Origin of the sequence: Acinetobacter sp. MB5, from assembly GCF_003261585.1 — a bacterium.
Classification (GTDB): Bacteria; Pseudomonadota; Gammaproteobacteria; order Pseudomonadales; family Moraxellaceae; genus Acinetobacter.
Window position 1 is genome coordinate 89748 of record NZ_POVU01000002.1, and the last position, 14114, is coordinate 103861.

A 14114-nucleotide genomic window follows, 5' to 3' on the forward strand; every position below is an offset into this window, starting at 1 on the left:
TCCCATGAATAAAGATTTACGCTTTAAAGTACTTATCGGTACAGTTGTCGTGGCGGTGCTGGTCATTTGCTACTTCTTACTGAACCGCTCCGAAGCCAACAAAACTGAGCAAAGCACCGATGATGCCTATATTAAGGTGGATGCGACTGAAGTTGCTCCGCAAGTTTCAGGTGTGATTCAAAAAGTCAGTGTTGATGATAATCAGTTTGTCCATGTGGGCGATGCGCTGTTCCATATTGATGATCGAGACATTCAAGCTGAGTTAAAAAATGCCCAAGCCAATTTACAAGGCAAAGCGGCAGACATTCAAAAACTCAATGCTTTGATTAATCAACAGAAAAGTCTGATTCAACAAGCCAAAGCCAGCCTTAAGATTGATCAGTCAAATCTAAAACTGGCACATCAAGACTTGCAACGTTATTCAAATCTTGCAGCCGATGGTTCAGGCACAGTACAGGCTCAGCAACAGGCTCAAGCCCAAGTCCAAAGCCAGCAAGGTCAGTATGAAAAGAACAACGCGGCTTTAAATACCACACAGCAAGAAATTCCAGTTTTACAGGCAGATTTGGCTAAAGCCAAAGCCGACTATGCTGCTGCCCAAGCCAACATTGATACATTGAACTTGAAATTGTCATATACCCAAGTCAATGCGCCAATTGAAGGGTTTATTGATCAGAAAGTGGTTCGTGTCGGCGGTTATGCTCAAACAGGTACACCTTTACTCACCATCGTTCCACTCAATTCAATTTATATTGAGGCGAATTTCCGTGAGACCCAGTTGACGCATATTTGCCAAGGCCAAGCAGTTGATATTCGTGTCGATGCCTTGCCAAATGTACATTTGAAAGGAACTGTAGCAAGCCTCGGTGCAGCCAGTGGTGCGAGTATGTCAGCGATTGCACCGCATAATGCAACGGGTAACTTTACCAAAATCGTGCAGCGTTTACCGATTCGTATTCACCTCGATGCCAACCAGCCAGATTTGAAGAAATTACGTGTGGGTATGTCGGTGAAACCAACTGTACATATTAAAGGTTGTGCATAATATTTTGGTTTTGCAGTGATTCTTCCATCCTCAAGAGAATCACTGCTTTTTTATTATTTTAGTTTAAGTCAAAGGGGCTTGTACTTTACGCAACGCCCCGACAATCAGTGCAAAAATGGGAATAACCGCCAAAATAAAGCTCATCAATGCACTTCCCCCTGTCAAAGTCATGAAATTCATCAAAATCATGATCAGACATCCTGCCAAAGCCAAACTTGCCACTACAGGTAAGATTTGAGTTTTCATCAGTTTGTTTTGGGTTAAAGATTTATTTTTTGAGAAAAATACATAAACCGCTACACTGGTCATCAGCATCAACATCACAATACCGACGGTTGAAATGCCTGCCATATAACCAAAAACTTGGGTCAAAGGATCAAGTTCACACAGACAGCAAATCAAAAGGACGACAAATGCAGTGATCGTTTGTAGCAAAGACGAACTGGAGGGTGAACCATGTTTATCATGTACTTTGCTCAGGCTTTTTGGCATATAACCTTTACATGCCAACACATATTGGTAACGTGCCAAGACATTATGAAAACTCAGTACACAAGCAAATAAACTACTAATCAGCAGCACTTGCATCAGGTCACGGGTAAACACGCCTGTATATTGCTGTGCAATATCCAAAATCATGTTGCCTGTACCATGTAAAGTTTGATTGGCAACCGCAACCGTATGTGAAGGCCCTGCTCCCACCACCATGGCCCATGCAGATAAGGTATAAAACACCCCAATAATGATCACTGCCAAATAAGTCGCTTTAGGAATGGTTTTCTCAGGTTGTACCGATTCATCACGGAAAATGGCTGTAGATTCAAAGCCAATAAAGCCTGTTAATGCAAATAAAATCGCTAAGCCCAAACCTGGTGAAAATGCAGTACTTGGCTCGAATGACTGTAAGCTAATCCCTTCTGCACCACCATGCGAAATAATCGAGACATTCATCAACAAGACAATGCCAATTTCCAAAATGAGGGCAACACCCAAAATTTTAGAACTTAGCTCAATATGACGGTAACCCAAAAAAGCCACCACGATTACACTTAAAAATGAATACATCCACCACGGATGTGCAGCACCACCGTAGTGCATAACCAGATCATTGATGGCCCAGCCCATGTAACCATAGACCCCAGCCTGAATGGTGGTATAAGTAATCAGTGCCGTATAGGCTGCCCCCATGCCTAAACGATCACCAAGCCCCAGATTTACATAAGAATAAAATGCCCCTGCTTCTTTGACATAGGGCGTCATATTGACAAAACCAACAGCAAAAATGAGTAGAACAATTGAAGCAATTAAAAAGCCAAATGGTGCCCCCACACCATTTCCAACACCAATTGCCAGTGGTACATTGCCCCCAACAACCGTTAATGGTGCGGCAGCCGCAATCACCATAAAGACAATACTGCCGACACCTAAAGAACCTTGTAATTTATTTCTGGATTCAGTCTGCGCCATTGCGGGTGCAATTACTTGTGTTTCCATGTTCTATCCTCTTGCGATTGGCAATCATAAAAAGGATGTTGCAAAAATCATGCTAACTTGACTAAGTGGCAAACAGGTCTTGACGTAAATCATGCAAATACGGATTATTTTGCTGTGCTTTTAGTACCTGTTCTGCTGAAATCTGGGCAAATAACAACGTTGGCTGAGTCTCTGACGCCTGAGCAATCACCTCACCATTCGGTGCTGCCAAAGTCGTTAAACCCACATATTCAAAGGGTTCTTCATGCCCAATCTGATTGACATACGCCACATAGACTTGGTTTTCCCAAGCACGTGTTGCAATTAAATGTTTATTTACAAAACTAAAAGGCTGCATCTGTGCAGTCGCGACTACAACTAGATGTGCGCCCGCTTGTGCGGCAGCACGCACCGTTTCAGGAAATTCCACGTCATAACAAATGAGCATGGCGATTTTGATATTGTGATAAGTCGTTATGACCACAGGCGTTTGCCCTGCAATAAATTGTTGCCGATCAACATCTCCAAATAAATGCGTCTTGTCATACACATTCAACAATTCACCTTGCTCATCAATGAAATAAGTACTGTTAAAAATACCCTTTTCAGTTTCTCGTGGTGCCCCGACAATCAGTGCCAATTGATGTGTTTTCGCAAGTTGTTGTACTTTCGCCAAAGGCAATGTTTCTGCCATATACTGCGTTTGTTCTTTTAACACATAGCCCGACAAAAACATTTCTGGGGTAATGAATAAGTCTGCACCTTGAGTTTTTGCTTGCTGCATCGCCTGATCAAGTTGGTGCAAATTTTCAGCATAATTGAGCGGAATGCTGGCAGCTTGTAGCATGGCTATTTTCATCATCAGCAACCCAAAGTTATCTACCTGATTTCATTCAAGCAAATTTTATTCCACCAAGTCCTATTTATAAATAATTTGATACGCTTTAAATAGAATATTTAAACAATCCCTATTTATTTAACCAACACCAAATTCAAATATTTTCAAGATAAATATAGATAAAATTAAGAATAATTCACATTAATAAAAACTTCCAAAAACCAATTAAAAATAACTTTGACAGCATTATATTTATCACTATAATTTAGTTTAAATATTCAACAACCATATTTTAAAATGGAGACACCATGAAAACTTCAAATCAGTTAATTGATGAAGCAAAATCTAAAATCAAAGAAATATCCATTGAGGATTTAAAATCTAAAGCAAATGACCCTCATATTATTTTAATTGACATTCGTGAACCTGATGAATATCAATCAGGTTATATTGACCATGCGGTCAATATGCCACGCGGTGTTTTGGAAATGCGAATTCATCAACATCCTGCTGTGTTACAGCATTGCGATACCTCAGCAGCTTTAAACGCTTTGGCTGAACATGAGATTTACCTGATTTGCCGCACTGGTGGACGTTCAGCACTTGCTGCACTAAGTCTACAAAATATGGGTTTTCCACATATTTTTTCGATCGCAGGCGGTATGCAGGCATGGCAAGATGCCAACTTCCCTATGGTTCAATAATACTTGGAAAAGCCCATGAAATTTACAGAACTCACGCATAATATCTCAAACAATATTAAAACGATTCGTCAAACTGCACCAGAAACCATGAAAAGTTTCAATGCATTAGCACAAAGTAGCATGAAAGAAGGCGTGATTGATGCAAAGACTAAAGAATTAATCGCACTCGCCATTGGAGTTGCCAACCGTTGTGATGGATGCATTGGTTTTCATACACGCAGCCTTGTCAAAATGGGCATGACTTTAGAAGAACTCAATGAAGTTCTGTCTGTTGCGGTGTATATGGGCGGTGGCCCTTCTCTCATGTTTGCAGCAAATGCCATCGAAGCCTTTGAAGAATTTACGGAAAACCAATAAATTAACCAAAACAAATCACCTTATAGGTGATTTGTTTTTTGCTTCATGTTAAGTAATTGACCAATACATTTGGCGCTCGAATAAACAGCCTGAGTAAAGACTGCGCTGCTTTCGATGGTTTCCGATGCCCACGTTCCCAACTCTCTAATGTTCTCACCGATATACCCAAAATATTTGCCAATTCATTCTGCGATATTTTCGATCGCTTACGCGCAAAAATAATATCTTCAGGCTGAATATCTAAAAGCTTTGGACAATTAAATCTATTTCGCTGCATAATTAAATTCATACCCCACCCCATTCATTTATTTTATTTATCTATTTTAAAAAATTAAATGTGAATATAAGCAAACGTATTTACTTATATTCAAATCACTTTACAAGGCATAATAATTTATTAATAGGCTAGCCATAATAAACCTCTAAATATGGCAGCAATTACACCCAGACCTAAAAACCCTAATAACCATAGTCCAATAAACCATTGCAACTCAGATTTTTTCATTTTCAATTCACCTAGTGATAACCCTCATCACCCACACGGACTTTGTCACGAAATACCCAATACGCCATGATGGTATAAATCAGAATAATCGGAATCAGGATTAATGCCCCAATCAAGGCAAAAAGCTGACTGTTGGCAGGTGCCGCGGCTTGCCAAATCGTGACTGATGGCGGAATGATGTTCGGCCATAAACTGATTAAAAAACCTGTATAAGCGAGAAACATCAGTACCAAGGTATAAACAAATGGACGGAACTCATGTTTTTGACGACACGCTTTCCAGATCAAAAAACTAAAGAGCACAACAAGAATAGGTACTGGACTGAAATACAGAAGTTGAGATGGATTCATCCAGCGGGCAGCAATCGCAGGTTGTGAATAAGGTGTATACAGGCTCACACCTGCAAAAATTACAAGTAGTGCAACTACAAACTTTGGCATTAACTGATACATACTCTGCTGTAAGTCATGATCAGTTTTAAGAATCAACCAAGCACAACCCAACGCTGCATACATCACCACCACACCAATACCTGTAAAAAATGAAAATGGCGTTAACCAATCCCAACTTCCACCGACAAACAGACCGTTTTGTGTGTGAATCCCTTGGATATAGGCACCCAACAAAATGCCTTGAAAAAAGCTGGCAAAGGTTGAACCCCAAATAAAGGCCATGTCCCATAAATGTTTAGAGCGCTGTGCCTTAAAGCGAAATTCAAATGCTACACCTCGGAAAATCAAGGCAATCAACATCATAATAATGGGTAAATAAAACGCTGAAAGTACGGTGGCATAGACCATCGGAAAAGCAGCAAACAGCCCTGCTCCCCCCAGTACCATCCATGTTTCATTCCCATCCCATACTGGTGCGACCGTGTTCATCATCACATCGCGCTTTTGCGGATCTTGAATAAAAGGAAATAGAATCCCAATTCCTAAATCAAAGCCGTCCAGCACCACATAAATCAATACACCCAGTGCAATAATCACGGCCCAAATGATAGATAAATCAATCATGTTTATGCTCCTGTGTCTGTTGATCAATGCTTTCATCAACGGCACTCAGTGGACGCATTGGCGTTTTAAAGTGTCCAACGCCTGCAACTTCGTCAGGTTGAGCATGAATAAACTGAGGCCCTTTGTGCATCAGTTTTAAGATGTAATACACGCCAGTACCAAACACGACGGTATACACCACAACAAATACAATCAGGGTAAAACCGACCTGACTGGCAGGTACAGGAGACAACGCATCTTTAGTCCGTAATACACCATAGACAACCCATGGCTGACGGCCCATTTCAGTGGTAAACCAGCCTGCAAGCAAAGCGATATATCCTGTAGGCCCCATAACAATGGCAAATTTATGCAGCCAAGGTGCTTCGTACAATTTACCGCCTTTACGCAGTAATAGACCTGACAATGCGAGTAACAGCATTAACATGCCCAAGCCCACCATCAAGCGGAAACTCCAAAACAATACCGTCGAATTTGGACGATCTTCAGGGGCAAACTCTTTCAGACCTTTAACTTCACCCTTTAATTCATGTGTCAGAATTAAACTGCCCAAATATGGAATACCGATCGCATATTTGGTCTGTTCCGCTTGCATATCTGGAATGCCAAAAACATAAAGCGGCATAGATTCGTTGTGATTGGTTTCCCAATGCCCTTCAATTGCGGCAAGTTTGGCAGGTTGATGATGCAAGGTATTTAAGCCGTGCTGATCCCCCACCAAAACTTGAGCGGGCGCAGCAAATAAAATCATCCAGAGCGCCATAGAAAATGAGCGTTTTACCAGCACATCCCGACGGCCTTTGAGCAAATGCCATGCAGATGTACCTGCAACAACCAAGGCAGACACTAAAAATGCTGCGATCGCCATATGTGTAAAGCGATATGGGAATGATGGGTTAAAAACTATGGCAAGCCAGTCTTTCGGAACAATCACGCCATTTTCGATGGCATAGCCTTGTGGGGTCTGCATCCAACTGTTAGATGACAAAATCCAGAACATGGAAATACAGGTTCCGATTGCGACCATGAGTGTGGCAAAGAAATGGGCTCTCTCACCCACACGTCCCCAGCCAAACATCATGATGCCAAGAAAACCTGCTTCTAGGAAAAATGCTGAAAGCACTTCATAACTCAATAAAGGGCCTGTCACTCCGCCTGCAATGCGAGAAAAACCAGCCCAGTTGGTGCCAAACTGGTAGCTCATGACGACACCAGAAACCACACCCATACCAAAAGCAACAGCAAAGATTTTGATCCAGTACTTAAACAAATCCCGATATACAGGATCTCGCGTTGATAACCAACGCCATTCCAATACAGCTAAAAAACAAGCTAAACCAATCGAAGTGGCTGGAAAAATAATATGAAAGGATACTGTAAACGCAAACTGAATGCGTGCCAGTTCTAATGCGGTTAATCCAAGGCTCATCGCTTCACCTCTTTTTGACAAATAGTCTTAAATAAGTTTAAGCCTTTCATCACAAACCCAACAGAGGACATATTCATTTATTCACCTAATGCAATCTTAAAATTTTGCTCAAAATAAATGTTTACCATCTAAAACAAGGCGTTAGCTTAGGTCAGAAAATCAGAAAGCGAAATTTTAGATTTACATAAAATTTTCTGACACAAACAAACGTTCAACTGCTTTTACGCAAATTTAGTGCCAAAACAAATTAAATATTTTTATTCATATATATCAATATTATATGCTTTAAAATTAAAAAATATTTATTTCAAATATGTTTCATAAAACAATATGCAACCTATTTTTTGAAACAAAAGAAACATAACTCTTATGTTCTTTGAGTAAAAAATTCTGCATTTACCATTTTCTGAAACAACTTATAAGTATGATCTGTCATTCACATGCTGCATCACTATAGTTTGACGTATCGGGAGATAAATCCCACACAGGTTTTGGCTGAATGACAGGAAATTTAAAATTCTAAATATCTAAAAATGACATTTTATAATGGTTTATCGTAAGCCCTATTCGATATATAAATATATAATTTATTCTTTATTTATATAAATTAAACAATCTGCGTCTTATTTTCTGTATTTTCATATTAAATTTGCTTTCATACATTATTCTATTCGTAATTTTAATCGTTCACATTCAAATATCTGGCAACAAGAATTTAGAAAAATTAAACAATTATTTTAATACATGATTACACCATATAAATACTTAAATTAAATATGCCTTTTTTTATTACACACCACAGAAATAATTCAAGAAAATTCATGTGTTTATTTTAGTTTATTTTTTATACAAATGTTTTTAGTCAGAATTCACTTTTCCACTCTAAATTATAGAATTTTACAATTAATTGCATAAAAGCACACAAATACATATAAAAAAATGAATATAAAATCATACATTTATATTAAAACATCTTAAATGTTTCAAACAAATTACAAGAAAACCCCAAAAAATCTTAATTAAATTTATGTAAATATTTTTTTCCATCAAAAAAAAATGCTTTCTTTTTCTTTAAATTCCGATTATAAAAATTAAGTGGCTGATTAATTTATATAATAGGCTACCTAACTTTCTTACTAATAGAGAAAATAATTATGGCTAAAGTATCATTAGAAACACTCGGTGAAATTGATGGTTTTATGGCAGCAGCTCTTGTTGATGGTGAAAGTGGCTTAGCATTATCTACGCTTGGTGGTGGGGATCTTGACTTAGAATTGGCTGCAGCAGGAAACACTGAAGTATTACGATCAAAACGTCGTGTTGCAAAAGCACTCAATCTCAATGATTTTATTGAAGATCTTCTAATTACACTCGGTAAACAGTACCATTTGATTCGTCCTTTAGATAAGAATCAGAGCTTGTTTATTTATTTAGTTTTAGATCGTGGTAAATCAAATCTTGCGATGGCTCGCCATGAACTGAAAAGTTTTGAGAAAGATTTAGATTTTGCATAAAATTTGCATGATTAATATTAAGCTCTATATTTATAATTTATTTTTATTAAAAAATTAATTCGAAATTAAATTATTTTATATAGAGCATAATATAAAGATATGAGATTCCTATGATAAAAGAACAAAATAGTATTCATATCGTAATTTCTGGAATTGGGCTAAAAGTCTCGAATGAATTAAAATCAATTCTGCGTGATATTATTCCAGAATCATTTCAAATTAAATGGACGAATCTTGCAGATCCATATATTAACCTTTTAATTGTAAATTCTGAATTTTTAGATTTTGATGGCATTCAAAAACTATTATGCAGACCTGATATCGCTTTTTTAAAAGTTTCAAAAGATAACCAATTTGAAGGACAATTCATAGAAAATACGATCTATACCCCTTGTCGCATGTCAGATGAACTAAAAAATTGGGTGCAAAAATATGTTTTAAATACTGCATCCACAGAAAATGAGCCTAATATTCCTGAATCTATTTTAAACACTCTACTTGATACCCAAAAAACAATCGCTGAGACTGATAAAATTACATCTCATGCGTTTAATCTCGCGCATTTACAGCATTTACATCAACATGCTGTAGGTAAAATGTTTATTTATGATAATTACGGAACATTAGCTGTTGCAGACATCGCCAATAAAATTGCTTGGCTCAATCCTGATCGTGAAGAACAGTCCACCAATAAAACATTCAACTACCATTCTGCAAAAACAGATGAACTCACTAAGGTTTCACGTAAAAAAATTCATAATCTAAATGATTGGCTCTGGAACCTTTTCTGGTGTTCTTCGGATGAAACCAATCTGTCACCTCAAACTGGCTGTTATAAAATTAGTTTCTGGCCACAACCATGGAATAAGACCGATCGAAATGATGTTTTAAAACTTTCTGCATGTTTCATTCATGGTGCAGATTTTAAAGTCGTGCAGGAACAGTTACATATTCCTGAGGAAACAATACGCCGCTTTATTTTTGCATGTATGGCTGCCAACAATGGTCATTTCATTCCTGCATCTGAATGTGGCTACAAAAAACGCGAACCTCTAACGACAACAGAAACTATAGAAGATAATGGCATTAAAAAAATATTCGGCAAATTAAGAAAATATTTTGGACTATAAATTATGATTCTTCAAAAATATAAAATTGTATTTGCAGGCAATATGGGTGCGGGAAAAACAGAAGCGATTCAATCAATTTCTGAGATTCCCGTTTTATCCACCGAAGCATTCAACACAGATCTATCTTCACATCAAAAAATGCTGACCACTGTAGGAATTGATTATGGTGAAATAACCATTGAGCAAGATGTAAAGGTTGGCTTATATGGCACACCTGGTCAGTCACGTTTTGATTTCATGTGGTCAGTGATTTGTGACAATTCTTTAGGCATTATTCTATTGATCGATCATAGTCTAGAAAATTCTTTGGAAGAACTAGATCATTATTTTTCTACCTTCCAAAAACTTGGTGAAAATATTGCGATTGGCATTACTCATGTCGATGACAATAAAGATAAACCAACTTATATCTATCGGGATTGGCTCAAGCAGCATCAATTACTGACACCTTTGTTTTTTATTGATGCTCGTGAAAAAGAAGATGTCTTATTGCTGGTTGAATCAGTAATTGCCAATGCCGAGGTTAATTTAATTTTTTAATTCGTCAGGAGTATAAATATGTTATCAGTTGCACCTAAAAATCAAAGAATGGCTCCAGAGGAATTAATTAATGTTGCTAAAGCAGAAGCTCACGATATTCTGATGAATATTCGTAGTGTAACGTCAATTATGATTTGTTCTACAGACGGATTTGCACTTGCAACATTTACAAAAAAAGAAAAATTAAATGACAGTAAAATTGCGGCTGTAAGTAGCTCCATTTTAGCGATGATGAGTGCTTTTCTTAATGAAATTAATTTAACTGGCTGTCACAGTATTAACCTTGATGCAGACAATGGTAAGGCTATTTTAACTTCGATTGCTGGCCCTCATCACCCAATGTTATTTGTAACCCTATGCAATAAAGATGTTTTATTAGGCCAGTTACTTTACAGTCTAAAATCAGCGTCCAATACCATTATTGAAGCTGATAAAAAATATACACCTAACTAATCCTTGTTAGATTCAAGATTATTCTCCCAAATCTTTTTCTAGCTGCACAATTTGGATAGCCCCCTCATCTTCTGGATAGCTCCATATCTCAAATCCTTGTTCAATCAGTGAAAAGCACTTATTGAATGGAGGATGCTTGCATGACCTCAACACGCATAACAAACTGGCAAGAATTTGTTCAAGGATGTATTGATTTTCGCCCTGAAGATCAGACCTTTCGTATTGCTCGTCAAATGTTTACTGAGCCTGAATTATTCGATCTTGAAATGGAACTGATCTTTGAAAAGGTCTGGATTTATGCTTGCCATGAAAGTGAAATTCCAAATCCACATGATTTTGTGACAGTTCAAGCAGGTCGCCAACCGCTAATTATTAGCCGCGATGCACAAGGTCAACTACATGCCATGGTCAATGCCTGTGAGCATCGCGGTGCGACCCTGACACGTGTCAGCAAAGGCAATCAATCAACTTTTACCTGCCCGTTCCATGCATGGTGCTATAAATCTGATGGCCGTTTGGTCAAGGTCAAAGCGCCAAGTGAATACTGCTCAGACTTCGACAAATCGAGCCGTGGTTTGAAACAAGGACGAATCTCGAGCTATCGTGGTTTTGTTTTTGTCAGCCTAGACACACGTGCAACCGACAGTCTGGAAGACTTTTTAGGCGATACCAAAATCTTTCTCGACATGATGGTTGAACAATCACCAACAGGTGAACTCGAAGTCTTACAAGGTAAATCGACCTACACCTTCGATGGCAACTGGAAGCTTCAAAACGAAAATGGCTTAGATGGCTATCATGTCAGTACCGTGCACTATAACTATGTTTCAACCGTGCAACATCGCCAACAAGTCAATGCCAGCAAAGGTGGTGAGCTCGATACGCTCGACTACAGCAAATTGGGTGCAGGTGATTCAAATACTGATGATGGCTGGTTTAGTTTCCACAATGGACATAGTGTGCTGTTTAGCGATATGCCAAATCCAGCAGTACGTCCAGGCTATCATCAAGTGATGCCCCATCTTGTCGAAAAATTTGGCGAGAAATATGCAGAATGGGCGATGCACCGTTTGCGCAATTTAAATATTTATCCGAGCCTGTTTTTTATGGATCAGATTAGCTCACAGCTTCGGATCATTCGCCCTGTGGCTTGGAATAAAACCGAAATCATTAGTCAATGCATTGGGGTGAAAGGTGAATCTGCCGAAGCACGTCGCAATCGTATTCGCCAGTTTGAAGATTTCTTCAATGTTTCTGGTCTAGGTACGCCTGATGACTTGGTCGAGTTTCGTGAACAACAACGCGGTTTTCAAGCACGTCTTGAAACATGGAGCGATATTTCTCGTGGCTGTCAGTCTTGGAATTATGCCGCAACCAAAAACAGCCACGATCTTGGAATTCAACCCGTCATGACTGGCACTGAATTTACCCATGAAGGTCTATATGTCAATCAACACGGACACTGGCAAAAACTCATGCTGAAAGGTTTGGTGCAAAAATCGCTGCACTTGGTCGACATCAGCCATGAACCTGCAACCATATCTGAATCTGAGGAGGCATAATCATGACTCAAGCACTTCATTTTGCTGTCAGCCAGTTTCTCTACCAAAAAGCTGCGCTGTGCGATGCCTATGATTGGGATGCCTACCTAGAACTGTATGACGAAGACAGTGAATATCATATTCCACAGTGGATTGATGATCATCATTATGTCACTGACCCAAACCAAGGTTTGTCTTACATTTATTATGCAGATCGTTCAGGTTTGGAAGATCGCGTGTTTCGTATTCGCACAGGCAAAGCGGCTTCTGCAACCCCCTTACCACGTACATTGCACAGTATGAATAACATTCAGGTGACTGAATTAGACAGTGGTTTGATTGAAGCCCAAGTCGCGTGGCAAACCCTGTATAACCGTCAAGGTTTGCAAGGCTGTTTTTATGGACGCAGTACTTATCTGTTACGACCTCATCAAGACAGTTTCCGCATTCGTCGCCAACACATTGTATTGCTGAATGACAAAATTGATTCAGTTTTAGACTTCTATCACGTTTAGGAGGATGACAATATGGCTCACTCTGTCGCATTGAATTTTGCCGATGGCAAAACCTTCTTTATTTCAGTCAATCAAGATGAGTTGCTGCTAGATGCTGCCATTCGTCAAGGCATTCAACTGCCCCTCGACTGCCGTGAAGGTGTATGCGGGACATGTCAGGGACAATGTGAACGTGGGCGCTATGAGCAAGATTATGTCGATGAAGATGCTCTAAGCACTCGTGATCTGGCAGAACGTAAAATGCTGGCATGTCAAACACGCATTCAGTCTGACGCGGCATTTTACTTTGACCATTCTTCTCAGTTTTGTCATGCAGCCGATCAGGTCAATATCTCTACCACTGTCCGTAAAGTCGAACTTGTATCGGAAACGACTGCGATTTTACATTTAGATGCCAGTCAGCACACCGAACAACTGCACTTTTTGGCAGGTCAGTATGCCCGTCTGCAAATTCCCGACACCAATGAATGGCGCTCGTATTCATTTGCCCATCAACCTAATGCTGACAATCAATTGCAATTTTTAATTCGTTTATTGCCCAATGGTGTGATGAGTAATTACTTACGTGAGCGTTGTCAGGTGGGCGATCAAATTATGATACAAGCGCCACTGGGTAGTTTTTATTTGCGTGAAGTGGAACGCCCACTGATTTTTATTGCAGGTGGTACAGGATTATCGGCATTTTTGGGTATGCTTGATCAGTTACAGCAACAAACCAATCCACCAAGTGTGCATTTATACTATGGGGTCAAAAGTGAAACGGATTTGGTTGAACAACAACGCTTACAAGCCTATCAACAGGTTTTACCGACATTTCACTATGAGCCGATCATTAGTCATGCTTCAGCCGATTGGCAAGGTAAATCAGGCTATGTGCATGAACATTTAGATCGGGAATTTCTGAATCGACAAGCCTGCGATCTATATTTGTGTGGCCCACCCGCCATGATTGAGGCTATTCGAGACTGGCTAGAGGTTGACCCTGAACACCAATGCCGTATTTATAGTGAGAAATTTTTACAGAGCAATATCAGTGCTGTCTAATATAAAAAGA

Annotated in this window: 15 protein-coding genes; 10 read left to right on the top strand and 5 right to left on the bottom strand. The window is 39.1% G+C overall.

Annotated features, from left to right (window positions below; translation table 11 throughout):
* Positions 1 to 4 precede the first annotated feature (4 nt).
* A complete protein-coding gene (locus C1A47_RS03100; RefSeq protein ID WP_111892329.1) occupies positions 5 to 1045 on the top strand; it encodes an HlyD family secretion protein in 1041 nt (346 codons plus the stop codon).
* A gap of 63 nt (positions 1046 to 1108) precedes the next feature.
* Here the strand turns inward: C1A47_RS03100 and C1A47_RS03105 are convergent, their stop codons facing one another.
* A complete protein-coding gene (locus tag C1A47_RS03105) occupies positions 1109 to 2539 on the bottom strand; it encodes an APC family permease (RefSeq protein WP_162625915.1) in 1431 nt (476 codons plus the stop codon).
* A gap of 61 nt (positions 2540 to 2600) precedes the next feature.
* Positions 2601 to 3380, bottom strand: a complete 780-nt coding sequence (locus C1A47_RS03110; protein ID WP_111892331.1) for a carbon-nitrogen hydrolase family protein — start codon at positions 3378 to 3380, stop codon at positions 2601 to 2603.
* A 284-nt stretch (positions 3381 to 3664) separates the two neighbouring features.
* On the opposite strand from C1A47_RS03110, the gene C1A47_RS03115 reads away from it, so the two are divergent.
* Together C1A47_RS03115 and C1A47_RS03120 are read left to right on the top strand one after the other, a co-directional pair.
* On the top strand, positions 3665 to 4060 hold the full coding sequence (locus tag C1A47_RS03115) for a rhodanese-like domain-containing protein (RefSeq protein WP_111892333.1): 396 nt from the start codon (positions 3665 to 3667) through the stop codon (positions 4058 to 4060).
* Between the two features lie 15 nt (positions 4061 to 4075).
* Complete coding sequence (locus C1A47_RS03120; protein WP_111892335.1) at positions 4076 to 4417, top strand: carboxymuconolactone decarboxylase family protein; 342 nt, start codon at positions 4076 to 4078, stop codon at positions 4415 to 4417.
* Between the two features lie 43 nt (positions 4418 to 4460).
* Here the strand turns inward: C1A47_RS03120 and C1A47_RS03125 are convergent, their stop codons facing one another.
* The 3 genes from C1A47_RS03125 to C1A47_RS03135 form a co-directional block, all read right to left on the bottom strand.
* Positions 4461 to 4706, bottom strand: coding sequence for a helix-turn-helix domain-containing protein (locus C1A47_RS03125; protein WP_111892337.1), 246 nt, complete (start codon positions 4704 to 4706; stop codon positions 4461 to 4463).
* Positions 4707 to 4933: 227 nt separating this feature from the next.
* Positions 4934 to 5938, bottom strand: coding sequence for a cytochrome d ubiquinol oxidase subunit II (gene cydB, locus C1A47_RS03130; RefSeq protein ID WP_111892339.1), 1005 nt, complete (start codon positions 5936 to 5938; stop codon positions 4934 to 4936).
* Complete coding sequence (locus C1A47_RS03135; RefSeq protein WP_111892341.1) at positions 5931 to 7367, bottom strand: cytochrome ubiquinol oxidase subunit I; 1437 nt, start codon at positions 7365 to 7367, stop codon at positions 5931 to 5933. Before C1A47_RS03135 ends, cydB begins: the two co-directional genes overlap by 8 nt.
* Positions 7368 to 8521: 1154 nt before the next feature.
* Here C1A47_RS03135 and C1A47_RS03140 point away from each other — a divergent pair.
* The 7 genes from C1A47_RS03140 (at position 8522) to antC (ending at position 14104) form a co-directional block, all read left to right on the top strand.
* Positions 8522 to 8881, top strand: a complete 360-nt coding sequence (locus tag C1A47_RS03140; RefSeq protein ID WP_111892343.1) for a roadblock/LC7 domain-containing protein — start codon at positions 8522 to 8524, stop codon at positions 8879 to 8881.
* A 110-nt stretch (positions 8882 to 8991) separates the two neighbouring features.
* A complete protein-coding gene (locus C1A47_RS03145; RefSeq protein WP_111892345.1) occupies positions 8992 to 10011 on the top strand; it encodes a hypothetical protein in 1020 nt (339 codons plus the stop codon).
* 3 nt (positions 10012 to 10014) lie between these two features.
* A complete protein-coding gene (locus tag C1A47_RS03150; protein WP_111892347.1) occupies positions 10015 to 10551 on the top strand; it encodes a GTP-binding protein in 537 nt (178 codons plus the stop codon).
* An 18-nt stretch (positions 10552 to 10569) separates the two neighbouring features.
* The gene (locus tag C1A47_RS03155) at positions 10570 to 11004 is read left to right on the top strand and encodes a roadblock/LC7 domain-containing protein (protein ID WP_111892349.1); all 435 of its coding nucleotides are present in this window, start codon (positions 10570 to 10572) and stop codon (positions 11002 to 11004) included.
* Positions 11005 to 11144: 140 nt separating this feature from the next.
* Complete coding sequence (antA, locus tag C1A47_RS03160) at positions 11145 to 12566, top strand: anthranilate 1,2-dioxygenase large subunit (protein WP_111892351.1); 1422 nt, start codon at positions 11145 to 11147, stop codon at positions 12564 to 12566.
* A 2-nt stretch (positions 12567 to 12568) separates the two neighbouring features.
* Positions 12569 to 13060: an anthranilate 1,2-dioxygenase small subunit gene (antB, locus tag C1A47_RS03165; RefSeq protein ID WP_111892353.1), complete on the top strand. Its 492-nt coding sequence runs from the start codon at positions 12569 to 12571 to the stop codon at positions 13058 to 13060.
* Between the two features lie 12 nt (positions 13061 to 13072).
* A complete protein-coding gene (antC, locus tag C1A47_RS03170; protein WP_111892355.1) occupies positions 13073 to 14104 on the top strand; it encodes an anthranilate 1,2-dioxygenase electron transfer component AntC in 1032 nt (343 codons plus the stop codon).
* Positions 14105 to 14114: the final 10 nt, after the last annotated feature.